Annotated in this window: 23 protein-coding genes; 12 read left to right on the top strand and 11 right to left on the bottom strand. The window is 47.6% G+C overall.

Going from position 1 to position 26496, the window contains the following annotated elements:
• Window positions 1-174: 174 nt before the first annotated feature.
• Window positions 175-462 (bottom strand): 50S ribosomal protein L25, encoded by a 288-nt coding sequence (gene rplY, locus KV201_RS08515; RefSeq protein WP_006081398.1) that lies wholly within the window; start codon window positions 460-462, stop codon window positions 175-177.
• Between the two features lie 303 nt (window positions 463-765).
• Between rplY and KV201_RS08520 the strand changes: the two genes are divergently transcribed.
• Complete coding sequence (locus tag KV201_RS08520) at window positions 766-1200, top strand: hypothetical protein (protein WP_006081396.1); 435 nt, start codon at window positions 766-768, stop codon at window positions 1198-1200.
• Here the strand turns inward: KV201_RS08520 and KV201_RS08525 are convergent.
• The 10 genes from KV201_RS08525 to KV201_RS08570 all read right to left on the bottom strand — a co-directional run bounded on the left by KV201_RS08525 (window position 1151) and on the right by KV201_RS08570 (window position 13598).
• Window positions 1151-1699, bottom strand: coding sequence for a DUF882 domain-containing protein (locus KV201_RS08525; RefSeq protein WP_226059062.1), 549 nt, complete (start codon window positions 1697-1699; stop codon window positions 1151-1153). The two genes, KV201_RS08520 and KV201_RS08525, sit on opposite strands and share 50 nt — an antisense overlap.
• Window positions 1700-1853: 154 nt before the next feature.
• Entirely contained in the window at window positions 1854-3419 is a 1566-nt protein-coding gene (locus tag KV201_RS08530) for a murein L,D-transpeptidase (protein WP_226059063.1), read from the bottom strand.
• Between the two features lie 504 nt (window positions 3420-3923).
• Window positions 3924-6107: a glucans biosynthesis glucosyltransferase MdoH gene (gene mdoH / locus KV201_RS08535; RefSeq protein ID WP_226059064.1), complete on the bottom strand. Its 2184-nt coding sequence runs from the start codon at window positions 6105-6107 to the stop codon at window positions 3924-3926.
• Between the two features lie 23 nt (window positions 6108-6130).
• On the bottom strand, window positions 6131-7759 hold the full coding sequence (locus KV201_RS08540; protein WP_011846652.1) for a glucan biosynthesis protein G: 1629 nt from the start codon (window positions 7757-7759) through the stop codon (window positions 6131-6133).
• A 491-nt stretch (window positions 7760-8250) separates the two neighbouring features.
• On the bottom strand, window positions 8251-9648 hold the full coding sequence (locus tag KV201_RS08545; RefSeq protein WP_006081390.1) for an ATP-binding protein: 1398 nt from the start codon (window positions 9646-9648) through the stop codon (window positions 8251-8253).
• 83 nt (window positions 9649-9731) lie between these two features.
• Window positions 9732-10391 carry a response regulator transcription factor gene (locus tag KV201_RS08550; RefSeq protein WP_006081389.1) on the bottom strand — a complete coding sequence of 220 codons (660 nt, stop codon included), beginning with the start codon at window positions 10389-10391 and terminating at the stop codon, window positions 9732-9734.
• A 34-nt stretch (window positions 10392-10425) separates the two neighbouring features.
• Window positions 10426-11334 (bottom strand): FAD:protein FMN transferase, encoded by a 909-nt coding sequence (locus KV201_RS08555; RefSeq protein WP_226059065.1) that lies wholly within the window; start codon window positions 11332-11334, stop codon window positions 10426-10428.
• A gap of 130 nt (window positions 11335-11464) precedes the next feature.
• Window positions 11465-12784 (bottom strand): DUF3570 domain-containing protein, encoded by a 1320-nt coding sequence (locus KV201_RS08560; RefSeq protein WP_226059066.1) that lies wholly within the window; start codon window positions 12782-12784, stop codon window positions 11465-11467.
• A 124-nt stretch (window positions 12785-12908) separates the two neighbouring features.
• Window positions 12909-13127, bottom strand: coding sequence for a DUF4266 domain-containing protein (locus KV201_RS08565; RefSeq protein WP_006081386.1), 219 nt, complete (start codon window positions 13125-13127; stop codon window positions 12909-12911).
• A gap of 3 nt (window positions 13128-13130) precedes the next feature.
• On the bottom strand, window positions 13131-13598 hold the full coding sequence (locus KV201_RS08570) for a TlpA disulfide reductase family protein (protein WP_226059067.1): 468 nt from the start codon (window positions 13596-13598) through the stop codon (window positions 13131-13133).
• A 385-nt stretch (window positions 13599-13983) separates the two neighbouring features.
• Here KV201_RS08570 and hyaA point away from each other — a divergent pair, with 385 nt between their 5' ends.
• From hyaA to hypA, 11 genes are all read left to right on the top strand, one after another.
• Window positions 13984-15120 (top strand): nickel-dependent hydrogenase small subunit, encoded by a 1137-nt coding sequence (gene hyaA / locus KV201_RS08575; protein ID WP_006081384.1) that lies wholly within the window; start codon window positions 13984-13986, stop codon window positions 15118-15120.
• Window positions 15121-15123: 3 nt separating this feature from the next.
• Window positions 15124-16827 carry a nickel-dependent hydrogenase large subunit gene (gene hyaB, locus KV201_RS08580; RefSeq protein ID WP_226059068.1) on the top strand — a complete coding sequence of 568 codons (1704 nt, stop codon included), beginning with the start codon at window positions 15124-15126 and terminating at the stop codon, window positions 16825-16827.
• A 19-nt stretch (window positions 16828-16846) separates the two neighbouring features.
• The gene (gene cybH / locus KV201_RS08585; protein ID WP_226059069.1) at window positions 16847-17521 is read left to right on the top strand and encodes a Ni/Fe-hydrogenase, b-type cytochrome subunit; all 675 of its coding nucleotides are present in this window, start codon (window positions 16847-16849) and stop codon (window positions 17519-17521) included.
• A 7-nt stretch (window positions 17522-17528) separates the two neighbouring features.
• Complete coding sequence (locus tag KV201_RS08590) at window positions 17529-18086, top strand: HyaD/HybD family hydrogenase maturation endopeptidase (RefSeq protein WP_012587810.1); 558 nt, start codon at window positions 17529-17531, stop codon at window positions 18084-18086.
• Window positions 18087-18089: 3 nt separating this feature from the next.
• Complete coding sequence (locus tag KV201_RS08595; RefSeq protein WP_226059070.1) at window positions 18090-20000, top strand: NiFe hydrogenase; 1911 nt, start codon at window positions 18090-18092, stop codon at window positions 19998-20000.
• A 94-nt stretch (window positions 20001-20094) separates the two neighbouring features.
• On the top strand, window positions 20095-22506 hold the full coding sequence (hypF, locus tag KV201_RS08600) for a carbamoyltransferase HypF (RefSeq protein ID WP_226059140.1): 2412 nt from the start codon (window positions 20095-20097) through the stop codon (window positions 22504-22506).
• 190 nt (window positions 22507-22696) lie between these two features.
• Window positions 22697-23530, top strand: coding sequence for a hydrogenase nickel incorporation protein HypB (hypB, locus tag KV201_RS08605; protein WP_226059071.1), 834 nt, complete (start codon window positions 22697-22699; stop codon window positions 23528-23530).
• The gene (locus tag KV201_RS08610) at window positions 23530-23775 is read left to right on the top strand and encodes a HypC/HybG/HupF family hydrogenase formation chaperone (RefSeq protein WP_226059072.1); all 246 of its coding nucleotides are present in this window, start codon (window positions 23530-23532) and stop codon (window positions 23773-23775) included. Before hypB ends, KV201_RS08610 begins: the two co-directional genes overlap by 1 nt.
• A gap of 63 nt (window positions 23776-23838) precedes the next feature.
• Complete coding sequence (hypD, locus tag KV201_RS08615; protein ID WP_226059073.1) at window positions 23839-24978, top strand: hydrogenase formation protein HypD; 1140 nt, start codon at window positions 23839-23841, stop codon at window positions 24976-24978.
• Complete coding sequence (gene hypE, locus KV201_RS08620) at window positions 24971-25987, top strand: hydrogenase expression/formation protein HypE (protein WP_226059074.1); 1017 nt, start codon at window positions 24971-24973, stop codon at window positions 25985-25987. Before hypD ends, hypE begins: the two co-directional genes overlap by 8 nt.
• Window positions 25987-26340, top strand: a complete 354-nt coding sequence (hypA, locus tag KV201_RS08625; protein ID WP_226059075.1) for a hydrogenase maturation nickel metallochaperone HypA — start codon at window positions 25987-25989, stop codon at window positions 26338-26340. The genes hypE and hypA overlap by 1 nt, the downstream gene beginning before the upstream one ends.
• Window positions 26341-26496 lie beyond the last annotated feature (156 nt).

A 26496-nucleotide genomic window follows, 5' to 3' on the forward strand; every position in this document is an offset into this window, starting at 1 on the left:
AAAGTCAGACTCAGACTCAAATTCAGGTGGAGTGTCGATACACTCTGCCTGTCTATGATAAGTATTACGCCGCAATAAAATGAGTCACGCCGATCCATCAGATGAAAATCTGTCGCGTGAAAATCAGCCACAAAAAAAGCGCCCTTAGGCGCTTTTTTGCTTCAGCTACGACAATTAAGCGTAAACGAAGTCAACATGTTCAATAAGTGGTTTGAACACGTGGCGTTGCATAGCTTGTGCACGTACACCCACTTCTTTGCCATCAACAACGATAGTCAAAGTTGAAGTGTAGAAATCAGCGTTAGCTTGAATGTTGATGATATCTTTGTGATCAAAAACAATAGAAACTGGCTCTTTGCCTTGGCCATAAATAACAGCAGGTACTTTACCAGCATGGCGTAGGCGGCGGCTCGAACCTTTCCCTATTTCAGTGCGGGTTTGTGCTTGGATAGTGTAAGACATGTGTTTCTCACTTAAATTTAGAGTAAAAAGTTGCCGGCATTTTCGACCAATGACGGCTCATATAAAGCGCGCGAATACTAACATAGATACCCAAGGCGCACAAGAATCCCGCAACCCATCAATTTGTCCGCCGCTGCGTTAGTAAAACAGGTAGCAATTTATCAAATTGAAGAACTTGTATCTTGGCTGTTACCGCTGGGAAAAGGCTTTGATCTCAAACAAAAAACACGCGATCTAGATCACACTGGGAAATTGAGAAGCCTGATAAGCTCGGGCAAATTTCGATAACTGCTGTGTCAAAAAATGCGTCATGCGCTATACCAGTTACAACAAGAAAACAGACTTTCATGCCAACTGGCCCGTGAACTCGTCTCACTTATCGAAACCGTTCCTTACCAGCAAAATACCCTCGAATTAAAATTTTTAGAATTGCTTGCCTGTACCCAACAGAAAAACCGCAGCTTGATTTTACTCATGCAAGTCATTGAGTCGGTCGACATTGAGTTACAAAGGCAAAGGCAGTATCAATTCTCACAACATTTGAGTTTATTGATCTGTGATTGGCAACAGCATAGAGAAATGAACAAGCTCAACCAGCAATTTATCCCGCTGCTGAGGCATTACCTGACAGAATCTCAAGCCCTAGAGCAAGGATTCTATCAGCGAGTTCAGCAACAAATTATTCACGCTACCAGTGTCGTACCGGCCCACAATCGACATGCACAAAGCCAGAGTTAGGATAATAGCCCACTCCACCCAGTTTTAGAGATAAAGCCGCTTCTCTGAGGGTTTTAAGCTTAATGCTTGGGATCGCGATATCCATTGCCATGCCGCGCATGTGATAACTCTTTTTTGCGACGCCGCCACTGTTGCTCGCAAGCATGGCATTGGTTTTGGGTGAACGGTAACCAGAAATCACATGGATTTCATCGTCGACATTCAAAGTCGTTTTAAGGGAATAGAGCAAATCGAATAAACGTTTATCCATGGGCGCCGCCACATTCTGACGATGGTCCCGCAGTAAATGATTAAAATCGTTTAATACCTTGCTTTGATAATGACCATCAACCCAGTAACTGCCGTCATCGCGCTCACCGGTATGGCGATTAAACAGACTTAACTCGCGGATCCCTTTGGTTGAACGACTGGCTGCTGCTTTTGAGGGAATAAGAGAACATAATGCCACACCACTCAGGCCTAACAATAACTGCCTACGGGCAGGACATATCAAAGTCACATGATCACCTTTTGTATGCTTTTTGGTCACTAATCAAGCAAATTATACTGAATAAGCCCTAAGATCAAGTTTTGCCCACCCCATTCTGCCCACGATTTTAAAATGCCCTACGAGTTCAATTTGTTATCTTACTCAGCTTTATGGTGCCAAAATCTTAATTGAGATCTAAAACCGTGGCAGGCACGGCATTCGTCAACTCAGCTTCTAAATGGTAAATGTCGCTACGGTATTGCTCTTGCCCACTGTCATCCAGCCATGCAGTCCAATACACCAGATGCACAGGCAGCTTTTGAGAAAGTGAAAACCACTGTGGCTCCGTTACATCTGGGGCTAATTTGTCCCATAAACGCTTATCTTTAACTAAATGTTCTTTAAACCACTGGGCTAATTCAGTGACTTTTTCAATCCGAATACAGCCTGATGATAATGCCCTATCGTCCTTATTAAAGAGACTTGGCTCAGAAGTGCCATGTAAATAGATACTGAAACTGTTATCAAAGTGAAACTTATATTTGCCTAATGCATTCTTCGCCCCTGGGCGTTGCACTAGCTGATAGGGAAACGAAGTGCTGGCTAAGTCCTGCCATTCTTCTGGCATGTGTTGCACCCGTTGGCCGTTATAGTCGTACACATCAAATTGGCGTTCATTAAGATAATGACCATTTCGCCGAATCTGCGGCAGGATATCTCGGCGTAGAATGCTGCTCGGCACTCGCCAACTGGGATTGAGGACCACGCTGGAAATCTGGCTATCCAGCAGCGGGGTTTGCCGAGAAGATTTGCCCACAATCACTTTGGAATTGAGCACTGTGGTGCCATTATCGACTAAGAACATCTCAAAGGCGGGCACGTTAATCAGCAAGTAGCTTGGCTCCAACTTACGTTCAAACACTCGTTGCCGAATAGTATTTTTAGCCAATAAGACTGCCCTCGCCTTTGGCGATTGATTCAGCCAATACAAGGTCTGCTTACCAATCACCCCGTCCTGTTTTAACCCATGCCTTTGTTGGAAACGCTTAACACCAACCACCAATTCTTCGCTATAGACAAAGTTAGTCATTGGCTCAATGGCTAAGTCACCCAAGCGCCACAAACGTTTAGCTATGGTATCAAGGAGTGGATGACTCATTCCGACCGTTAACTTTTCATCCAGCACTAAGGTTTCCCAAGGTTCAGTGGCATCCAATTGCACTAAATGGGTGACTTGTTTTAGCACCCTTTGATATTGGGCATCCGTTGGAATAACGGTTGATACTGTGTCTACAGGTGCGCCGTTATTACACTGCGCAAAGGTCTTGATATAACGCCAGTAGCCCGCCACATCAGCTTGAACCCGCGCCACATCGGCCGCCGATAAGGTATTTTGTGATAGTGTTAATTCGCGATAATACAGACCAAAAATAGGATTAACGCCCGCAAGATCCATCAGCAACACCTGCGGCACTAATGCCGTAAGTGGCAAGACTGCATCGGGCTCATCGACTTTACTCTCAGTGCTTGGTTGCACACTGTTTAGCTGCAGCATGTCTTGCTGTGCCCCAATGCTGGGATTCGATGAAATGGCTTGAGTATCATCGGTAGCCATTGCCACTGACGTGATAGGAAAACAGACAATAACGCTCAGCACTAACAGTCCCAAACAGCGACTCATGGGCATACGTTTAATTTGCGATGCGCGTACAAACGGTGAGAAATACTGGATGATCTTGTGCAATACCATAAATACTCCCTTCGCTATTTAAGGTCACTTGAAAGCCAGCGATCATGTCAGTCAATAATACTGTAATACCAATCGTATTAAATATCTGTTCATTCAGCGGGAGTTCAACGCGCTTTAGACAAGGCGAAGGCTTAAAGGCATAGTGGTGCTCTGTCGAAAGCCTTAAACGCAGTATAAAGCGCGTTGCGATACCGTTAACATCAGCCGCCCTTCGGGAGTCTCACAGGCATCCCACTCCGGTGTTGCATTGACTTAAAAGGGAATAACCATTTCTGCATCAATGCGCCTTGGATTGAGATGCCTGTGAGGCTCTGAACTGATTAGATATTTAATGTGATTGGTATCATACGACTATTTCATGGGGTTCAGTTAATTACTAGGGGCAAACTGCAGATTATGAAAAGAAAAATGCCACTGAGGTCGTCAGTGGCATTTTCATTACTACCAAACCCATTTACGAGCAAACGCTGCGCTAGTGTTGGTTCGCTGTGCGTTAGATATTCGTTAGCAAAAAGACACCAGATCTTCTTCAACAAACTGCTCTGGTAATTTCTGCAGGCTACGTAACATCAAAGGATTCGCTAACACCATCGCCATTTCTTGGCGATTCAGTACTGCTAATGCACTCTGTTGGCAGCGAGCTTCATGCACTTTCACATGCACTATGGCTTCCATCGCTTCAATCGGAGTCCCCGCAGCGCGCAATGGCTGTTTATCCACCATAGCCAAATGCAGTTCCATCAACGCAGGATCTTTAAGTACCTGTGCCAATGTCCAAGGCTCAGCGATGTGTTTTTGGTAAGCGGCACGGGCTTCATGTGCTTGCAGGCAAATCTGCGCAGGATTTCGCTCTTCAGGCGTAGCAAGAATACCCGCACGTTTAAACACTTCGCCGATTTTGACAGAACCCGTCCATGCTGAAATAGGCACTGCAATCCACAGGCCAATCAAGGCAGGACTCATCCAAGCTAACAAGGTCAGAGAATCCAAAATAGCTGCATAACCTAACATCACACCTGCCAGCATATGCCAACGGTGACGATAGATTAACGTCATCCAAGGCATACTGCCGTCATCACGACGTTGCGGCGACCAACCACTGTCGCGGCCCATCAGAATTGACATCACCGCACCGCAATGGATGAACATCATGATAGGTGCGATCAGCGCTGAGAGTATGACCTCAAAGATCACACTGAATGTCGCTTTAATCCGGCCGCCAACACTGCGAGCAAACTCGCCGTCTTTAAGCAGCAACAAGACACCAAATACTTTAGGGCCAAATAAAACACCCATAGTAATGTAGAACAATCTCAATGCCCTATCCGAGTCCATGATGGGCCAAGTGGGGAACAGTGAAAATTGATCGGTGAAATATTCAGGTCGAATAAAGTGTGCCTGCAGGGCCAACATCAAACCGGTCAAAATCAACATCAACCAGAAAGGTGATGATAAGTAGGCCATGATACCCGTCAGTAAATGCAAACGGCTCACCCAGTGCAGACCTTTGGTCGGCAAAATACGTGAATGCTGCAAGTTACCTTGGCACCAGCGGCGATCACGCACGGCTAAGTCGATAATTGACGGTGGACATTCTTCGTATGAACCGGGTAAGTCATAGGCAATAACCACACTCCAGCCGGCACGGCGAATCAACGCCGCTTCAACAAAGTCATGGCTCATTATATGGCCACCAAAAGGCGGCTTACCCTTAAGGTTGGGTAATCCGGCCGCGGTCATAAAGGCTTCGGTACGGATAATGGCGTTATGGCCCCAGAAGTTACCTTCTTTTTGTACCCACCAGCCTAAACCGGTACCTATTACGGGGCCATAAATGCGCGCCGCAAATTGCTGTAAACGCGCCATTAAAGTGGTGCCGTTGATCAGCGACGGAATCGTTTGGATTAAGCCCGCATCAGGGTCGGCCTGCATACGCTGGGCCAAACCTGTGATGGTTGATGACTCCATTAAGCTGTCGGCATCAAGCACTAACAAGTGATCATAACGCGAACCCCAACGGCGGCAGAAATCCGCCACGTTACCCGCTTTACGGGCGACGTTTTTACGACGACGACGGTAATACACCCGCGAATGCTTATGGGTTTCTTGACGTAACACCAAAAACGCCTGCTCTTCGAGCAAGGCGATATCGGGATCGGTGGTATCACTTAAGATAAACCAATCAAAAGCATGACCATGACCCGTTTGCGACAAGGTTTCTGCCATCACTGAGACCGCCGAGAATACCCTGTCTGGGGATTCGTTATAGGTCGGCATTAAGATCGCAGTGCGCGTATGCAGCTCAGTCACTTGCAGATCTTTTGCCCGCGGTTTGCGCAGCAAAATTAAAAAACCCGCAATACCACTACAGAACGCTAAGGCGATCCAACAAAAGTTAACCGCAAATAACGCCAACACGAGATATTCCAGTGGCGTAATTCCGCCAATACTAAATACCGCGCCCATTTCATAAATAGCGAATAAAGACAGTAATAAAGCACCGCCAACCACTAAGAAGCGGCGCGAAGCACGCGAACGAACTCCATTCGCCACTGTGCTACGGCGAGGGAATCCCTCTGGCATCTTACTTAAATTTTGGGGTTCCATAGCGCCAGGCCGTTCATTTGGCATAGCACTACCACCCACGAGGACTTCCGTCTCGAGTACCGAGTTTTCGGATACAGTCATATCATGTTGCTCCGTCATGAACCTTACAGCGTCCAGCGATAGAGCCAGGTTTCAACCTGACGAGGAGTTGGGAACTTGAGTTCAGCGCGCAGTTCGATAAGTTCTTTATCTTCTGGCTCTAATTCAAAAGCTAAGCGATAGCCATTTTTGGCTGCATTACGGGCAATCACCACATTGGTGACCACACCACCAGACGCTTCTACTTTAGCAACTGGCATTTCATCTGTCATCGGACCTTCAATTTGATAGTCGACCACAAATAAACGTCTTGGTGTTGCTTTAGCAATATCGGCACGGCCACTGGCAGAGCGAGACACATGTACAGCACCGACTTTAGCCGCGGGTTCATCACCCCAGCTCATGCGATAGGCAAAATGGAACTCACTGCCCGCAGGAATAGGCTGACGAGGTTTCCAGTAGCTAACGATGTTGTCATGAATTTCAGACTCAGTCGGAATCTCAGTCAACACCACAGAACCTTGGCCCCAGTTGCCCACAGGCTCAATCCAGAGACTTGGGCGACGTTCATAATGTGCTTCTAAATCTTGGTAAGACGCATAATCACGCTCACGTTGGATCAAACCAAAACCCTGTGGCGAGTTGTCAGAAAACGCACTGACTTGTAATTGACGTGGGTTAGCCAATGGGCGCCATAAATGCTCACCACGGCCGTTTAACATCAATAAACCGTCAGAATCATGCACTTCAGGTCTAAAGTCATCGGTATCATGACGACCATTGAGTGAATGCAGGAACATGCTCGTGCTGGGTGCTAAACCGACTTTGCTCAGCTCAACCCTTGGAAACAGCGTCGCTTCAACATCAATTAAAGTGTTATCACCAGGACGGACAGAGAAAGTATAAGCACCCGCCACACTTGGGCTATCTAGCAAGGCATGCACAACAATCAAGTTGCTGTCATTGTATGGACGTTCAACCCAGAAGGCGCGAAATATTGGGAATTCTTCCCCTTCGGCATCGGCGGTTTTTAACGCTAAACCACGTGAAGATAAACCATAGGCGTTACCTTTACCTAAAGCGCGGAAATAACTCGCACCTTGGAACACCATAAGTTCGTCAAACACACCGTTAGTATTCAGTTGGTTATGGATGCGAAAACCTGAGTATCCAATGTCGTCATTGGGTAACGCTTGGGTAATCACTTCACCCGCGGTGAAATACTTAGGCTCGTAGGCTAAGTGCGTTGCGTTCTGGCCTTCCACAATCGCAATCTCGATCAGATCTTGGAAATAGAAGCCACGGTGGAACATTTGCATTTGAAAAGGCACGCCCTGATCACGCCAAATAGACGCAGTCGGGTTAAAACGAATGTCACGGTATTCATCGTATGACAATTTAGCCAGGCCGGCCGGTAACGGGTCTTTAAGGGCCACATACGGTTTCGCTGCCAAACGTTTTGCAATCTTCACCACAGTATCGCTATCGAAAGCGCCTGTTTTAGTGAATCTCACTTGATTTTTTGTAGCGGGCTGAGAAATCACTTTCGGCGGAGTTACCACAGGAACTGTCTCGGCGGGTTTTGTCTCTTCAGCGTACGCGACACCAGACAGGGCGACAACAGCGCCTAGCGTCAGTGAACAAATGAGTGACGAATAAGGTTTGGACGATGGGCAACGCAACAAGCTAACCATAGATAGGTAACCTAAAAAATAAACTAAGAAATCAATGTTTTTTATGTATACAGTGAATTTTTTTCACCCTCGCTTTGGGACGAAAAAAAACAGTTGCTTACATATCGCGAAAGATATCAGAAGGAGAAAAAAACTCATAAATAAAGATGCAGTTAACCCCTTCTACACAATACTATTTGAGAATAAGTTTATACCTAAAAGGAATATAAAAATAACATTATCATGCATATTTCTGCTTTCACAGTTACAAAAGCAGGTTAAGTGATCCAAATGCTACATTTTTGAAAGTAAAATGAGACTTTTTAAAGTCTCAACTTAGTGTGGATGATCTTAGATGAAAAAACACAATTAGCGAACCAATCTGTTGGTAAACTTAGGGATTTTTTTTAAAATAGCAGACAAACGCACAATTACACTCACCCAAATGTATCAAAACCACTGAGGTGATGTCACTTAAACTGCGGATCTATTTTAAGATGTTAACTTCTGAACTATTGCGGCAAAAAAAGAGTCACAGATAATCCGCCCTGCTCCCTAGGCGCTATCACTAAACGGCCTTGGTGCAATTCAATGATGTGATGGCAGATAGACAAACCTAAACCCGCACCTATGCCTTCATTTTCATTCACACGATAAAAACGCTCTGTGGCATTAGCAATCTGCTCTTCTGTCATGCCTTGGCCACGATCCGCAATACAGATACTAATCTCATCACCCAGTGAATGGGCCGACACTGAGATTTCTGATTCCTGCGGGCTGTATTTGCAGGCATTTTCGATAATATTTTTTAGCACCAGCAGCAGATAGAACCGATCGCAAGTCACGGTCAGCTGGGGCGCGATATCGATATTCCATTCATAATCGGTGATTTGTGGCATCAGTTGATTAAGCGCATCTTCAACCATGGGCAAGATAGCGTGGGATGACACATTGAGCTCATTTATCGAATCCACCCTCGCTAACACGAGTAACTGTTCAACGGTATGACTCATGTGAACCACGCCGGCATCAATCGCAGCTAGATGAAATTTCTGCTGTGGATCATCGTCAATCAGGCTCTCTAAACCGTGTTGATGTAATTTAATCACAGATAATGGTGTTTTCAGTTCATGGGCGGCATCGGCGCTAAAACGGCGCTCACGGGCAATGAATCTAGCTATGCTATTGATATATAAGTTTAATGCGCGTCGAACGGGTACGAGTTCTTTCGGTAGTGACATAGTCAGCGGCGTGAGATCGTTCGGCGCCCGCCCAATCAGCTCCCTTTCGAAGGTTTTTAACGGCCGGAACAATAGATAAAACAATAGGCTAACGATAAGTAGTGTCAAAGGCACCACAATCAAGGGCACGATAACCGCGTTGTGCATGATTTGTGATACGAGCTCTTGGCGCACTTCATCCTGCTGAGCGGTGACAATCCAAACATGATTTTTAACCGAGAAAAAACTGAACACATGCCAGAGTTCACCTTCAAACACTTTCTTGTGATAACCCTGCACGAATCGGGTGATAGGCTGATGGCCAATATTGTCCGACAGCACTAAGGCTTCGCCCGCCTCACTCCAAATTTGAAACGCCAATTTATGCTCATAGGCGAGTTTCAGGGCATCGGCTTTTTCGGCAAAGGAACTGATCTGGCTATCGGGAACGTGGAGCACTTGCGGTCTCGCGGTACTCTGGGGCGTCGCACCTGGCTCAGTGTGATAAAACAGCTCCAGCATTTTCGCGGTTTGCAGCATTTGCGCATCGAAGAGTTCTTCAATTTGATGCTTAGAATCCCGAGTACTCAACCAGCTAGAGACAGCAACGGACACTGAAATACCTGACAAAATCAATAATGTCAGTACCAAACGCAGTGAATACACATCCAACCCCTTTAATCGAATCACTTCAGTTTCCTAACGTTTACCCTCAGCGAATGACTGAGGTATCAATACCCACAAACGTGAGTATTGTCACTTAATTCAGTGAATTAGTTTATTTCAATCAAGGTATAGCCAATTCCACGCACGGTTTTAATCAGCTCATTGGCGAGCTTTTTACGCAAATGATGAATGTGTACTTCAATCGAGTTGCTGCCGACTTCATCCCAGCCATAGGTTAACTGTTCCAGTTGGCTGCGCGTCAATACGCGCCCTGCTGATTGTGCGAGTTCAAGCAATAATTGGAATTCACGCCGCGAAAGCAGCACATTTTGATCGCGAAAGGTCACTTCGCGGGTATTTAAATCAATACACAAAGCACCAATAATCAAACTGTTGTGATCGAGTCCGTACTGGCGTCTGACAATGGCGCGAATACGCGCGGCGAGCTCTCGCACATCGAAGGGTTTACCGAGATAATCATCGGCGCCCATGTCTAAGCATTCGAGCTTAGTGTCAAAATCAGTATTGGCGGTCAGGACTATTGTAGGAATTGACACTCCCTGCTGACGCCAAGCTTTAAGTAACTCTTTACCGTTACCGTCGGGTAAACCCAGATCGAGCACTATGGCACTGAAGCTTTCATTTTTAACACCCTGTAATGCTTGCTGATAACTATTAAGGTGATCAACCTGCATGCCCAGCTTTGCCAAACTTAAGCAAATCCCTTGGGCTAATAACTCATTGTCTTCAACTAACATAATACGCATTCAATGTCCTTAACAGAGCCTTTTAAAAGAACCCTTAACGGAAAATACTAAACTTAACATCTTGTTGCTGTAAAAATGCTTCCGCATCCTGGCCCTGTAGCATGGCCATAGTCGCCAGCATTCCCGCGGTCACGCAATTTGGCCCTAACACAGTCACGGAGCGCGGCGCTTGGACGACGGGATAGCCAGTACGCGGATCGACAATATGGCCGTAACGCTTTCCATCGACTTCAAAAAATCGCCGTGTATCGCCGCTGGTCGCTAATGCGCCCTGGCTAATAGCCAGTACACTGGCCGCGTGATCGAGATGGCGAGGATCTTCAATGCCCACCTGCCATGGGTTCACTTTGGACACAGGACAGGCGATATCGCCGCCAAAATTCACTAACACTGGAATATCTGGATAACATTCAGCCAACTCATAGGCGACTCTATCGACTGCATATTCCTTAGCAATGCCGCCAAAATCCAATTTCATTCCCGATGGCATCTCAATATGGCGCGAATCAAACTCGATACGCTCAAAACCCACTAAGGCTTTCGCGGCAAGTATGTGGGCATGTTCGGGCAATTGGGCTTTGGGATCAAAGCGCCACAGCTCCATTAACGGCCCTGCAGAGATATCAAATAATCCATCACTAAGCTGAAAACATTGTTTGGCAAAAGCCAATAACTGCCAGGTTTCTTCATCAATAAGCTGCTTATGACCATAGGCATGGTTTAATTGCCACAGACAATTCTGCGCAATAAAGCGACTGTACTTATGTTCAATACGCAGCGCCTCAGTGACGGCCATATCCAACATATCGTCGGCAATATCGAGTTGATCGCATGCGATGAGTATTTCACAAGGACTCGCCATGGCCCTAAATTCGCCCACATAACCCCAATCACGGCGTTGCAGCGAATAAAGTGCGGTTTTTAGGGATGATGTCGACATCATAAATCACCTCTTTACATGGCACCCCACTGGCATTCAGCTTAAATAAGCTCAGGGGTAAATTGAGTATGGGTAGCTAAGCTACCCATACAGTTTAACGCCTTGCTATCTGAGTCAGTAGCATTATTTCGTATTAAAAAGAATAACTAAACTGTGCTGTTATTGCCTTTTGCGTCGGGAACAGATCAAAGTTTTGCAGCTCTCCTGGGATCGTAGTGCCGTTATTTTTCGGATCCTGTTGGTAATACTCTAAGCGATACGACATCTCATGACCGCCCGATAATCGATGACCAAATTTAATCCCTATCGTATAAGCCGACATATCACCGATACGATAATCGGCACTGGCAAACTCGGGCAGTGGCGCATCTGCCATCAAGAAAGGTTGATAGAAGTTAGCCGCCGTTTGTTGGTAATAACGTAGATGCAATTGACCGTAAAAATTGCCCGTAAAGTAATAACGGTAATGGGTTTCTAAGGTGTGCGATGTGAGATCCCAATCATCAGTATTATAACGATAGGAAAAATCCACTACGCCCGCATCCAACGCGCCTTTAGTCATCACGTAAAAGCTATGCTTCAAGCGAGCATCGGGGCGGCTTTCATACAAGAGATCCTGAGTGATGCCATTATTATCCACCACACTGAGCACTTTGTAGGGATCGGTTAAATAGCCATTGACACTCGATAAGCCGTAATTGGCCTGCAACAACCAGCGCTGACTGAGCACTTGGGTGATGCCTAACATCATATCGGCCGTTTGCTTATTATCACTGCCACTTTGACGAGTCGCATCAAATGCGGTGCGGTAGGCGGCTTCACTGGCGAAGTTATCGCGAACCGCCATGGAGGATAAATCCACCGGACGTCCACCGACAGGATCGACCACATCGAAGCTGTAAGCTGTGCCTAAAAACAGTGTGGTGTTGTCTTTGTTAAAACCGCGCTCAATACTGGCATTGAGCCCCATTGACATATAATCGAATTCTTTTGAACCATAGACACCAGCGTTGACTTTCCAGTCAGGATTGAGCGCTTGAGCCCAATTAACGCTGCCTTGAACGCGGGTATCGTGGAACGTGTCATCGAGCGGTGTATCGCCCGCTGCCACACTGTATTGGCCATTGCCCGAAGGACGAGTAAAGGTTTGGCTGGTACTTTGAGCCACAGCGCCCGAAGCCGAGGCACCGGTTAAGCTATCGACCACCAGTTTGAGATCCAGCATGCTATCATCGCCAAAGGCTTTTTGTGCTGTACCTATGGCTTCAACGGCCTGTACTCTATCCTGCTCACCGTAATACATTAAAGCGGCATCGACCTTCCAGTCGTCAGCTTTTTTAGATAATTCAGTCGCGTGGCCACTTGTGGCAAACAATCCACAACTGGCTAAGGCTAACGCACCCGCAATCTGTTTCGATTGTCTTGCATTTATTTGATTCTTTTTTTGGGTCATAGCTGACAACACCTGTAGGTCACTTTCATCTATTCAATACCGCGGGATTTCGCCCCAGATTTTATTACATCTGCTCATCACATCTATTCGTTACATCTAAGGGCAACTAACACCAACGGATAGTTTAGTTACAGCCACATCCACCACCGGCAAAGGCACGACCGCCGCTACTGCCTTCTTTACTAAAATAAATATGGTCATCGAGCGCCAGATCGAGCTTTTCACTGTCGAGCGCCATATCAGCACGTGCCAACTGGCCTTTCTCCCACGGCTGCACCCCTAAATTTGAACAACCACTCAAACCTATAATGAGTGTGACTGCGACTAATGCGGGTTTAAGCATAAATTACTCCTTCAGTAAACTAACGAGCTCTTGCTCGTATTCAGCGGTTTTATCGGCATAAAAACCAACATGATGCTGCACTAACTGACCTTGGCGATTGAACATGAAACTGCTCGGCATACCCAGTAAATCGAAGCTGCGCGCGACATCACCTTCTGGATTGAAACGCACTGAAAAATTGGCGGGGACTTGTTTTAAGAATTCTTGGGCTAACTTGTTATCTGTATCTAGGTTGATTGCCACGACGGCCAAACCTTGATCTTGATACTTTTTTTGGATCTCATTCATCCACGGAAAGGATTTACGGCAAGGCCCACACCAAGAGGCCCAAAAATCGACATAGACGACTTTACCTTTAAACTCACTCAGGGAAACAGCTTGGTTTTGCGCGTTAAACACTTGATGATCCAACGACGGCGCGGCTTGTACGCCAGCGGCCATTAAACTAAGTAACAACAATATTTTCTTCATAGAATATTCCGCGTTAACGATTACCTTTGAATCTATTAACTGAATCTTAAGGTTTTCTTAAACAAGCTGATATAAGTCCAATTAAGCCGTATGCGCAGACTCCCCCACTTAAGGTCGGCATTTTCAACAGCGCAACCTTCAATAACATGAGCGCCGATTAAGTGACCGATTTCATCCAAAATGGCAAATATGAGACATTTTGTCCCATTAGAAAAAGTGAAATTAGATCTGCGTCATGTTAATTAAATGTCAAATTCAGTTCTATCACATCTCTTGAAAATTCTTGATATACATCAAGAATCTTTACACTCCAACGGCCTAAACTGACCCTGTCAATTATGTAAACCCTTACCAATTTACATTTAAATAACAAAAAGGTTGACCCATGGACACACATGCAGCCCTATATGAACAGGGAAAGGCGCGCTTAGATGCGTTACGCCAATTCGCTCCCCGTCAACAACAATCGCTGATTGAGAAAATGCAACAGCACGGCATTAGCCGCCGTGATTTTATGAAGTGGAGTGCCATGGTGACGAGTATGCTCGCATTACCGCTCCCCTTTAGTAACTTAGTAGCCGAAGCTGCCGAATTAGCCGACCGTGTACCCTTAATCTGGTTACACATGGCCGAATGTACTGGCTGCTCAGAATCCTTAATTCGTACTGATACCCCCAATCTAGATTCGCTGATTTTTGATCATATCTCCTTGGAATATCACGAAACCTTAATGGCTGCTGCAGGTTGGCAAGCCGAAGAAAACCTCGAAAATGCACTCGAAACCTACAAGGGCCGCTATTTACTGGCCGTTGAAGGGGCGATTCCAACCGCCAATAACGGCAGTTTCCTCACTGTAGGCTGTAAAGGCCACACAGGGTTAGAAATCATCAAACATGCTGCAGAAGGCGCCGCCGCGATTATCTCTGTCGGCACTTGTGCGGCATTTGGTGGCGTGCAAGCCGCCTATCCAAACCCAACGGGGGCGAAAGGCGTGCACGAAGTGGTCAGTAAACCCGTCATTAACTTAGGCGGTTGCCCACCGAGCGAAAAGAACATAGTCGGCACTTTGATGTACTTCATCATGTTCGGCAAATTACCTGCACTGGATATGTTTAACAGACCTAAATGGGCTTACGGCGCACGGGTACACGATAACTGTGAACGTCGCGGCCGCTTTGATGCCGGTGAATTCGTTGAAGAATTTGGCGATCACGGCGCGAAAGAAGGCTACTGCCTGTATAAAGTCGGTTGTAAAGGTCCTTACACCTACAACAACTGCCCTACCGAGCGCTTTAACCATCACACCAGCTGGCCAGTACTTGCTGGACACGGTTGTATGGGCTGCTCAGAACCTAACTTCTGGGATGACATGGCCGACTTTGAAAAACCCCTTGGCCGTCAACTCCTCCATGGATTGGATGCGACCGCAGATACTATTGGTGCGGTGATTTTAGGCGCGACTGTGGTGGGCATTGGAGCCCATGCCGTTGCCAGTATTTTTGCCAAACCGCTGGAGGAATAACCCATGAGCAAGCGCGTTGTTATCGACCCTATCACACGTATCGAGGGTCACTTACGTATCGAAGTTGAAGTTGATGAAAATAACGTCATCAGCAAGGCTTGGTCATCCTCCACACTCTGGCGCGGTATTGAAGTCATTCTCAAGGGCCGTACACCTATGGATGTTGGCCTTATTGTGCAACGTATCTGCGGTGTCTGTACCTATTCCCACTACCGCTGCGGCACTGAAGCGGTTGAGAACGCTCTGGGAATTCAAATTCCGTTGAACGCGAGATACTTACGTTCATTGATGCAAACCTCTTTATACATGCATGACCATATTGTGCATTTCTATCATCTACACGGTCTTGATTGGGTGGATGTGGTGTCTGCACTGAACGCCGATCCGGCCAAAGCTGCACAAGTTGCGCTGCAATACACAGACAAACCCATAGCCGCGGGTGAAGGCGATTTAAGAGCCGTGCAAGAAAGAGTCAAAGGCTTTGTCGAAACCGGTAAATTAGGCCCCTTTGCCAACGCTTATTGGGGCAATGGCACCTATAAATTTACTCCAGAGCAGAACCTTATCGCGCTATCTCACTACCTTAAAGCGCTTGAAGTACAACGTGTTGCGGCGGAAATGCTGGCCATCTTTGGCGGTAAATCTCCACATCCACAATCCGTTGTTGTCGGTGGTGTGACGTCGGTGCGTGACATGTTAAGCCCTGCTCGCCTGCAGGAATGGAAGCAAAAACATGCGACCGTGACTGACTTTATCCTGCGTGCTTATCAAGCGGATATCGTGATGGCGGCCGAAGCCTTTGGTACTGAGCCAAGCGTCCTTAGCGGCGTGAATGTGAAAAACTTCATGGCGACCGATGACTTTGTGTTAGCCAATGGCGAATACATGTTCAATCAAGGCGTGATCATGAATGGCGACCTTGCCGGTGTCAGCGATGTAAACCCAGATCTGATTGCTGAAGACGTTAGCCATGCTTGGTATAGCGCCGATGCGCCGCAGCATCCCTATGACGGTACTACCATCCCCAATTATACCGGTTTTGTTGAACGCGATACCGTCTACGGCAAGCTGCCAACACTGGATGGCGATGGCAAATACTCTTGGGTGAAATCCCCCCGTTATCAAGGTGAACCCGTCGAAGTGGGCCCATTAGCCTGCCTATTGGTGAGCTATGCCCGTGGTAACAAAGTGGTTGTGGATTCAGTCAATGCCTTGCTCGCTCGCACTGGCTTACCCGTTGCCGCCCTATTTACCACTTTAGGTCGCACCGCAGCCCGTATGTTACAGACAGTTATCGTCGCCCAAGAAGGATTAAAAACCTTCGATGCGCTGCTGACGAATATCCAGTCTGATGAATCAACTTATGTGAAACCCAATATCGACCCGAGCAAAGAGTACATAGGTCACGCCATGATTGAGGCGCCACGCGGCATGTTAAGCCATTGGATCCGCATCAAAAATGGAGTGATAGAGAACTATCAAGCCGTAGTACCGACGACCTGGAACGCAGGACCTGTGGATGCCAACGGTAAAATGGGTCCCTATGAAGCCTCTTTAATTGGCTTGAAACTGGAAGATCCTACTAAACCCCTTGAGGTGATACGTATTATTCACTCATTTGACCCTTGCATGGCGTGTTCTGTACACGTGATGGATTTTAAAGGTCAGGCATTGAGCGAGTTCCGTGTCAGTCCCAATGGTCAATAATCGAGGGAGGGAACGCAAAATGAACCATTCTGCAACCCGCATTCGGACACTGGTTTTTAGTCCGGCAATACGGATTTTCCACTGGCTCAGGGCACTATCAATTTTAGTGCTAGTGATCACCGGATTCTATATTGCTTGGCCGTTTCTTGTGGCGCCTGAAAGTACGGATGTGCTCGTACAAGGCTGGATCCGCTTCGCGCATCTGATCTGCGGTTTTGTATTGACCGCGATCACCTTAGTCCGCTTCTACCTGTATTTTTTCAGTCGAAGCGACATTGAGCGGCGCTCATTTCGCGATGTGATGAGTGTAAAAAGCTGGATCACTCAGCTGAAATCTTACTTATGGATGGGTCACTTACATAAAGCGGGTGTATATGGACCGCTGCAATTTGTGACTTATGTAGCAATCTCACTGGTCGCTCTCGTGATATGTATAACGGGTCTGGTGTTGTACGCCAATGTGTATCACCAAGGTTTAGGTGGGATGCTTTGGGGCAGCGCCGCTTGGATTACGGCACAAATGGGTGGGCTGGCACAAGTTAGGATTTTCCATCACTACCTCACTTGGGCATTTGTTATCTTTGTGGTTATCCACATCTATATGGCGGTTTGGTCAGGGATACGCTTCAAACATAACTCAGTTGACTCGATTGTCTCTGGCTATGACTACCCAAAGCCAGACTCACACCACTAGGAGTCCAATGAAGATATTGCTACTCGGTATTGGCAATGTCCTGTACGCCGATGAAGGCATCGGCGTACATTTTGTCAATTATATAGCTGATAATTATCAGTTTACCCATGAGTCTCACCAGCTAACGCTGCTCGATGGCGGCACCTTGGCTCAGGGACTTATCCCTATTATTTGCCAATACGATTATTTAATCGTGGTCGATACTGTCAATGCCAATGGCGTAGAAGCAGGCGAAGTCTACTTCTTCGATTTTGATAAGGCTCCGAAGGAAATCGACTGGCAAGGCAGCGCCCATGAAGTCGAAATGCTGCAAACCCTCAATATGATGGAAATGGTTGGCGACAGACCTAAGACCTTTGTGCTGGGCGTCACCCCAACCGTACTTGAACCTATGGTGCTGGGCTTGACCCCTAAAGTCGCCGCCGCAGTGCCGTTGATGGAATCAAGCTTGTTATCCCACTTAGCCTCCCTTGGGTTCACTGCGACGCGTATTGCCGATCACAGTATCGACTCGCTGATCCCTGACTCTTATAAACGCGGCGTTACTACTGGTGAAAGTATATAGAAAATGAAAAACATCAGATTTGATTTTACCTGTTCACGTCAGGTGCCTTTGTACGCGCATTTATGTAATCAATACCTAAATTACGATGCGCTGAACATCAGCATAGGCTGTGATGGCCAACAGGACTTTGGTCAGCACAGTTACTTTATAGAAGCCCAGGGCGAGCAAACTCAACTCGAGCAACTGGCCGATGCCATTGCCGCGGACTTTTTGATTTCCGCTTGGTTGATTGACTCCGGCATTAAGGTCATCGACGAGCCCCAAGGCGGCAAAACCTTACTGCCCTACTCACAGTCTGGATCAAGTCCTGCCATCGCGCCTTTTTGCCAGCAATGTTATCCGCTGATTGGCGATAATCAGTCGGCGAAGTTTGGCGCGCTAGATTTAGCCTGCCCTTGCTGCAAGGGCGAAACACAATTAACACCAGCGCAAAAAGCCTTAACCTTGTCAGATATAAAAGCCATGGCACAGGGGCTGCTGACACAAGGCCCACTGACATTAGCGGCCGCCGATGAACTGCAACTTAGTCTGACACCGTTTGCTCAGCCCTTAGGCGAGCGGCCACAACTGTTAATTTGTAATCCCAATACGCTAAACGCCCATTTCTGCCTGAACGATTCACAGGTGCTCGCGCTTTCGAGTATTGAAAAGCCGCTTATCTGCGCCAGACCCACGCAAGAGCACGACAAACTCAGTGCGCCGCTGTACGACATTTGTTTTGCCTACAGCCGAGTGATTTTAGTACTCGCCGAAGTGTTGCGGCAAAAAGGGATCGATTGGGTTTATATCCAAGGTAAGCATAATAGGCCGAAACTCGCGTGGGTCGATGGTGCTTGGGCGCAAATTGCCAGCAAAGATTTAGGCTCAACGCAGACTCAAACCAAGCACTTTATCGCTCCAGAACCCTTAAGGGAAAAAGTCAGTCTTCACGGTTATCAAGCCCAATGGCAAGCGGCGAAACGGTCACGTTCCCATCAAGGCGAACTGAATGTAGCGGTATTAGCTCAATCGAGTGAAGCGACTCATGCTGCTAACACCTTTGCCGCTAACGCAGAAGCAGCTCACACTGAAGTTGAACATGCTGGCACGCCACACGCTAGCGATACCGAAAATCATACCATCGCGGACGCAGCGTTATTCTGTGCCTTACTTAACGGTAAATTTACCAGCCACAGACAAGCAAAAAATGCCGCGGTCATTTACTTAAGCCATACCCACGCCAGTCAAATTGTCACCTGCGATAATAAGGGCGACACCGAACTCTTCTTTGCACTGCCCGAGCTGCCCGATAACGGTTACGAAATCTTCCATCAACTGGACAGCAGTCCACAAAAAGCCGTGGCACAGAAGTTTAAAAGCCTGTTCCCCGACGATTACCTAAAACTCCTGAGCCTAAAGCTTCACGGCAGACGGGACAACTTGCAAAGTCTGTGGGCCATTGCCGCCATTTTAATTGGCCTCAATCCCCAAGAAGAAACGCAAAGCCAAGAAAAACTCAGCGATACACTGATGGCCGCCGCCATGCGTTACCACGGTGCCAATGCCCCGCGTATCGATTATCCCCTGACCAAAGGTGAAGCCCACCGCAGCCTAAATTGGTGTAAAACCTTAGGCACAGTCTTGAGTTTTCGTATCGCAGGTAATGACGACCCGAGTCAACTCGCCTTTGCGATGCAAGACTCGCTGGCGGACTATCTTTCTAACTGGTTAGAACATATCGATTTAAATATCGGCGTGCACAATGTTGCCTTAGCGGGCAATGAATTAACGAATGAAACCCTGTGTAAACGCATCAGTTTACGCTTAGGAAAGAACTTCCCCTTAGTGATCAATCGTAGTCTAGATTTAGACGGCGATAACTTAGCCGTTGGCGCACTTTACGTTAAGCAGCGCCAACTGAATGCCCATGATTAGGAGGCCAAAAGTTAAGTCACAACGCATGCAGCCACATAGACATAATAGTCGCCACAAAAAGCACAGTGATCTGCAGATAAAGCGCAGGCTGGCATTGGAATACCTTGTCCACAAGGGCGCCGCGCTAAAGCGTTGTCAGCTGCAGATCACTGGCATAGTGCAAGGGGTGGGATTTCGCCCCTTTGTCTATCGTTATGCCCTTGAATTTCAACTAACAGGTACTGTGCTCAACAATGCCAAGGGCGTGACCATTGAGCTGCAAGGCACGGAAGAAAACCTCACGCAATTTATCACAACGCTCAATACCACCCCGCCGCCACTGGCACGTATCGACAATATAACCCAAACACTGCTGCCGATTTTGCTGAGAGAAACCGCATTTGAAATTATAAAAAGCGACAGCCATGAGGACGATGACCCAAGTTCACCGATAGGTGCGCAGGTGGCGGTATCTGCGGATAAAAGTACCTGCCAAGATTGCTTGAACGACATGCATAATCCTGATGATCGCCACTTTGGCTATGCTTTTACCAACTGCACAAATTGCGGCCCAAGATACACCATAATCAATGCCTTACCCTATGATCGCCACAATACCGCCATGGCCGATTTTGACATGTGCCCCGAGTGCGCCAAAGCATATCAAAACCCACTCGACCGCCGCTATCATGCTCAGCCAGTCAGTTGCCCAGTCTGCGGCCCCAAACTCAGTTTAAAAACACCGCAAGGGGAATACATCATTCCCAATACCTCAAATTTCAGCACACCTGAATTGAGTACGGACCTTGCGGTACTGACAGCGGCGGCTGACAGATTACACCAAGGGCAGATTCTGGCAATTAAGGGACTGGGCGGATTTCACTTAATCTGTGATGCCCGTAACGACAATGCCGTCAACACTCTTAGGCTGCGAAAACAGCGCCAAGCCAAGCCGCTAGCGGTGATGATGGCGGATATCCAGGTGGCGCAGCACTATGTCACAGGTTCGGATGCCGAGTGGCAAGTACTGAGTTCGCAGGAGCGGCCCATAGTGCTGATGAGCAGCCGAGCCGAACATGATCTCAGCTTAGCTGTCGCCCCCAATCTGAATAAACTCGGGGTATTTTTGCCCTACACACCACTGCATCATTTACTGTTAGGTCTCTTCAAAGGACCATTAGTTGCAACCAGCGCCAATGTGTCAGGTGAGCCTATCATCAGTGATTGTGATGAGCTTATTAGCCACTTAAGCCATGTGGTGGATGCAATAGTTGATCATAATCGGCCGATTATTAATGGCTGCGATGACAGTGTGGTGCAGGTGATTCAGCCCCACATGGATTCGCCTGCAGAGGTGCAAGTACTGCGTCTCGCCCGTGGTTATGCGCCGTTAAGTTTTCCCTTAGAGATACCGCTGTCCCAATCAATTTTGGCCGTGGGTGCACAACAAAAAAATGCTATCGCCCTAGGCTTTGGCAACAATGTGTTTTTAAGTCCCCATATTGGCGATTTATTCAGTGTCAGCGCCGAGCACTATTTTGAGCGCACCTTAGCGACCTTCGCGCGGTTGTATCATTTTGCGCCCAATCTCATTGTTCGCGATAAACACCCAGATTATGCCCCCTCACGCTGGGCTGAAATGCACTCAAACTCAAATGTAGAACTCAGCGATACCAGCCAATGTTTAACTGTGCAACATCACCATGCCCATGTGCTCAGCGTAATGGCGGTTAACCAATATCGAGATCCCGTATTGGGCTTTAGTTTTGATGGCACTGGGCTTGGCGACGATGGCAGTTTATGGGGCGGTGAAGTGTTATTAACCACGCTGGATAAAGCGCAGCGACTGGCCCATTTTGAGCCCATAGCGCTGCTGGGCGGCGAGCAAGCCATTAAACAACCTGTGCGGTTATTACTGGCATTATTGTTCGAGCAAATGAGCCTTGATGCTGTACTCGCATTGCAATTACCTATATTAAACAACATGCGCCCAAACACTCTGACTAACTTACATAAGATCTGGCAGAACGGCAGCGCGATAAAAACCTCCTCTGTCGGGCGACTGTTCGATGCCCTCGCCTGCGCCTTAGGCTTAATCGAAACCACACAATTTGAAGGTCAAGCGGGAATGGCGATAGAAGCCGCGGCCAATCGCGCCGATGCAATAGCCCTTGAAGCCATTAAGCTTAACTTACCTCTTGACGTCGACCAGTGGCGCAGCAGTGAAATGTTCAAGCAGATTGTTGAATTAATGACTGAAAAAACGCTAATGGAAAACAGACGAGATGCCATCGCCCGCGCCTTTTTACACACATTAGGCGATGCTATCTGCGATTATGCTGCCCAGTACAAACATCTTCCAACCGTGCTCTGCGGCGGCGTATTCCAAAATAAATACCTATTGGAATACTGCCTCGGCAAACTCTGCGCCCAAGGCAATAAAGTGTTATCCAGTAAACAAATCCCCATCAATGACGGCGGCATAGCCCTAGGCCAACTCTGGTATGGAATTCATCAGAATCAATAACCTGACTTATTTGATAATCCCTGATGTTCGCTCGCCATTTTTATCCCCATAAACCTGACGAACATCAAAGATCTGCAGCGCAATTTGTATCACACTCAACATTAGCGTAACCAAATTAACGATCCGTACATCAGCATTCACAATTCGTCAGGCAAAGTCCACGCACTCTGCCGATTCAAGGAGAGGTAAAATGTGTAAAGACTGCGGCTGCTCCCTTACCCGCCAAGACCATGATCATTTAGGCGCGCACTCACATGTTGATAGTCATGACCATAGCCATGATCACGGGCACGGCCATTCGCATGAGCATGACGCATCGCATAACTCATTACATAGTCATAGTGAGTTACACACCAATCCTCAGTTAAACGATAAAAAAACCTTGTCAGTCATCCACAAGATTTTAGATAAAAATGATGTCGAAGCTGGTCATAACCGCGCCCACTTTGAGGCACATAAGATCACGGCCTTTAACATCATGAGTAGCCCAGGCAGCGGTAAAACGACCCTATTAGAAAATCTCAAAGAATACACCAAGCTCAACTATGCGGTGATTGAAGGCGACTTAGAAACCTCCCGCGATGCCGACCGCTTAATCGCGAAAGGCATTACAGCCTATCAAATTCAAACAGGCAGCGCCTGTCACCTTGACGCCTTTATGGTGCACGGCGCCCTACATCATCTGCCACTTGAAGGGCTGGATATTTGCTTTGTCGAAAACGTCGGTAATCTTGTCTGCCCAGCGAGTTATGACGTAGGTACCCACAAAAATATCGTGCTGCTGTCCGTGCCAGAAGGCGATGATAAGATTGAGAAATATCCCGTGATGTTCCGCCGCGCCGATGTGGTGTTTATCACTAAGTGCGATCTACTGCCCTATTTTGATTTCAAGCTGGACGAAGCCAGAGCACAGCTTAAAAAACTCAATCCAGCAACTCAAATCATTGAAGTCTCCATTAAAGATGGCGACTCCATGCAGGCTGTAGCGGCTTGGCTTAAAGACAATATTCGAGGTGCACAATAATGTGCTTGTCCATACCTTCCCAAGTGGTGGCGGTCGATATTGAGCGCCAGAGTGTCACGGTCGATACCTTAGGCGTGCGCCGCGATGTCAGCTGTCATTTAATGAATGAGCCGCTGGAGATTGGCGACTATGTGCTGATCCATATTGGCTTTGTGATGAACAAAATCGATAAGGAAGATGCGCAGCTAAGCATTGACCTATATCAAGAAATCGTCACTAAACTCGAAAACGAAGCCATACACTGACCATCAACAGTGCAAAATTGAGTAGCAAGGCGCGCAACCTATCGAGTGTACCGAGGAAAGAGCATGCTTGAACTAAAACACCTCTATCAAGGCTTTCGCGATCCCCAAACGATTGCCAATTTAGCGCGGGATATTCAGTTAACCGCTAAATTAGTTAAGCAACCAATCAATATCATGGAAGTCTGTGGCGGCCATACCCACACTATTATGAAATACGGCTTGCTGGATTTACTGCCTGATAACATTGAGTTTATCCACGGTCCAGGCTGTCCTGTGTGCATTATGCCGAAAGAGCGCATTGACCAAGCGGCGGCGCTGGCCTCCCAAGAGAATGTCATCTTAGTGACGCTGGGCGATATGATCCGTGTGCCCGGCTCTAAGGGTTCCTTAGCCAGTTTCAGGGCGAAGGGCTGCGATATTCGGCCGATTTATGATCCCTTAGATACGCTCAAAATTGCCCGTGATAATCCTGATAAAACCGTAGTGTTCTTTGCCATCGGCTTTGAAACCTCAACCCCAATGACAGCGATTTTATTGCAGCTGGCCGAACACGAGAAACTCGAAAATCTCTTATTCCATATTAATCATGTATTAGTGCCACCCGCTATTGATGCCGTGATGCACGACCCGAAAGCCAGAGTGAATGCCTTTATTGGCCCCGCCCATGTGAGCGTGATCAGCGGCGCCAAAATCTATCGTAGCACTGTCGAAAACTATGGTACGCCCGTGGTTGTCGCAGGATTTGAACCCGTTGATGTGATGGAGTCTATTTTACGGATTGTGCGCCAAAAAGCCGCGGGCAAAGCGGAGCTCGATATCCAATACAGCCGTGCGGTATCACAGGACGGTAACCTCACGGCGCAGGCCAAAGTGAATCAATTCTTCAATATCCGACCGCAATTTCGCTGGCGCGGCCTCGGTCCTATCCCCAATTCAGCCCTGCAGCTCAAACCCGAATATGCCCACAGGGACGCCGAACTGCGCTTTAAAGACCGCCTACCCGTGAAAGAAATTGACGATCATAAAGCCTGCCAGTGTGGCGACATTCTTCGTGGGCTTGCTAAACCAAAGGACTGTAAAGTTTTTGGCCGCGGCTGCAATCCCGAAACGCCCCTAGGCAGCTGCATGGTCAGCTCCGAAGGTGCATGTAACGCCTATTACCGCTATCAAGGTATCGATATCAAGGAGCCACATCATGGCTGATACGCTAAAAGATAAATCCATTCAACTCAGCCACGGCGGTGGCGGCAAAGAAATGAATAAACTGATCCGTGATCTGTTTTTTGCCGAGTTTGATAACCCAATCCTTCGTAGCGAAGAAGACGCTGCCAAACTCGATTTGCACGGCGCCAACGCCTTTACTACTGACTCTTTTACCGTCTCACCTTTGTTTTTTGCCGGCGGCGATATCGGCAAACTCGCCATCGCAGGCACAGTCAACGATCTCGCTATGATGGGCGCAGAGCCTCAATATCTGAGCTGTAGCGTGATCATCGAAGAAGGCTTTTCTATCAATGAGTTAACGACTATTGTCCGCAGCATGGCAAAAGAGCTCAAACAAAGTGGCGCTCGGATTGTCTGCGGCGACACTAAAGTCGTGCCCAAGGGCTGTGCCGATGGTTTATTTATTAATACCTCAGGCATTGGCCGCATCTTGCGTCCCAACATCTCAGCAGCAAACATTTCAGTGGGCGATGCCATTATTGTTTCCCGTGATATTGGTTGCCACGGCGCAGCGATTTTAATGGCGCGTGAAGGACTCACACTCGAATCGGCATTGCAAAGTGACTGCGCGACGCTCTGGCCGATAGTCGAGCAATTGATCGCCGCTAATATTCCTATCCATGCAATGCGCGATGCGACTCGTGGCGGCTTATCGGCTGTGCTCAACGAATGGGCTGTAGCCTCCAATGTCGGCATTACAGTCAATGAGGCCAGTATTCCCGTCAGCGATGAAGTCAAAGGTCTGTGTGAACTCTATGGTTTCGAAGCCATGGATCTTGCCAACGAAGGCACTTTCATTCTCGCCGTTCCCAACGACATAGCGCTAGGCGCCTTAGAAATCATGCAACGCTTTGGCCGCTGTGAGCACGCATCGATTATCGGTACTGTGAGTAATGAATTCGCGGGAAAAGTCGTGCTAAGAACGCCTTGGAATACCAAGCGTTATCTCGATCTTCCCCAAGGTGAACTGCTGCCAAGGATTTGCTGATGCACGAATATTCGATTGTGAGTGCCCTGATTGAGCAATGTGAACAGCATGCGCTGGTCAATCACGCCGCTAAAATCACCCGAGTGGATATCAAACTGGGGGTGATGAGCGGGGTTGAGCCTAGCCTGCTGCAAACCGCCTTCGATACCTTTAAGCTCGATAGCATTTGCAAAGCTGCCCAGCTCAATATCCAAATTCAGCCGCTAGTAATACTTTGCCAAGACTGCCAGAGCGAATCCGTGCTGAGTGAACGCACCATCGTTTGCCCAGCGTGTCAAAGCTTTCGTACTCGCGTACTCGATGGCGAAGATATGTTACTGATGCAACTTGAAATGGAGCAAGAAGAGGATTAAAGGATGTGAACGCCAATAGATTTAGCTATACAGAGCTTCGACTTGGCATGAGGCTGCCACACAGATTGTCAGATTCACATTCCACTTTAGGGCTGAATGGTGATGTCATCAGCCTCAAAGCAACGCTCTATCCTGTGTCATACTTTAATGCAGACT

It is taken from the genome of Shewanella sp. SR1, from assembly GCF_020447145.1.
Taxonomy (GTDB): domain Bacteria; phylum Pseudomonadota; class Gammaproteobacteria; order Enterobacterales; family Shewanellaceae; genus Shewanella; species Shewanella baltica.

Bases quoted from the DNA above. Each gene is read 5' to 3' on its own strand.
- hypA (WP_226059075.1), top strand. From the start codon at position 25,987: ATGCACGAATATTCGATTGTGAGTGCCCTGATTGAGCAATGTGAACAG.
- hypB (WP_226059071.1), top strand. From the start codon at position 22,697: ATGTGTAAAGACTGCGGCTGCTCCCTTACCCGCCAAGACCATGATCAT.
- KV201_RS08555 (WP_226059065.1), bottom strand. From the start codon at position 11,334: ATGATGTCGACATCATCCCTAAAAACCGCACTTTATTCGCTGCAACGC.
- KV201_RS08550 (WP_006081389.1), bottom strand. From the start codon at position 10,391: ATGCGTATTATGTTAGTTGAAGACAATGAGTTATTAGCCCAAGGGATT.
- KV201_RS08595 (WP_226059070.1), top strand. From the start codon at position 18,090: ATGAAAAACATCAGATTTGATTTTACCTGTTCACGTCAGGTGCCTTTG.
- KV201_RS08590 (WP_012587810.1), top strand. From the start codon at position 17,529: ATGAAGATATTGCTACTCGGTATTGGCAATGTCCTGTACGCCGATGAA.
- cybH (WP_226059069.1), top strand. From the start codon at position 16,847: ATGAACCATTCTGCAACCCGCATTCGGACACTGGTTTTTAGTCCGGCA.
- hyaB (WP_226059068.1), top strand. From the start codon at position 15,124: ATGAGCAAGCGCGTTGTTATCGACCCTATCACACGTATCGAGGGTCAC.
- KV201_RS08540 (WP_011846652.1), bottom strand. From the start codon at position 7,759: ATGGTTAGCTTGTTGCGTTGCCCATCGTCCAAACCTTATTCGTCACTC.
- hyaA (WP_006081384.1), top strand. From the start codon at position 13,984: ATGGACACACATGCAGCCCTATATGAACAGGGAAAGGCGCGCTTAGAT.
- KV201_RS08565 (WP_006081386.1), bottom strand. From the start codon at position 13,127: ATGCTTAAACCCGCATTAGTCGCAGTCACACTCATTATAGGTTTGAGT.
- KV201_RS08570 (WP_226059067.1), bottom strand. From the start codon at position 13,598: ATGAAGAAAATATTGTTGTTACTTAGTTTAATGGCCGCTGGCGTACAA.
- mdoH (WP_226059064.1), bottom strand. From the start codon at position 6,107: ATGACTGTATCCGAAAACTCGGTACTCGAGACGGAAGTCCTCGTGGGT.
- KV201_RS08530 (WP_226059063.1), bottom strand. From the start codon at position 3,419: ATGGTATTGCACAAGATCATCCAGTATTTCTCACCGTTTGTACGCGCA.
- KV201_RS08560 (WP_226059066.1), bottom strand. From the start codon at position 12,784: ATGACCCAAAAAAAGAATCAAATAAATGCAAGACAATCGAAACAGATT.
- rplY (WP_006081398.1), bottom strand. From the start codon at position 462: ATGTCTTACACTATCCAAGCACAAACCCGCACTGAAATAGGGAAAGGT.
- KV201_RS08520 (WP_006081396.1), top strand. From the start codon at position 766: ATGCGTCATGCGCTATACCAGTTACAACAAGAAAACAGACTTTCATGC.
- KV201_RS08610 (WP_226059072.1), top strand. From the start codon at position 23,530: ATGTGCTTGTCCATACCTTCCCAAGTGGTGGCGGTCGATATTGAGCGC.
- hypD (WP_226059073.1), top strand. From the start codon at position 23,839: ATGCTTGAACTAAAACACCTCTATCAAGGCTTTCGCGATCCCCAAACG.
- hypE (WP_226059074.1), top strand. From the start codon at position 24,971: ATGGCTGATACGCTAAAAGATAAATCCATTCAACTCAGCCACGGCGGT.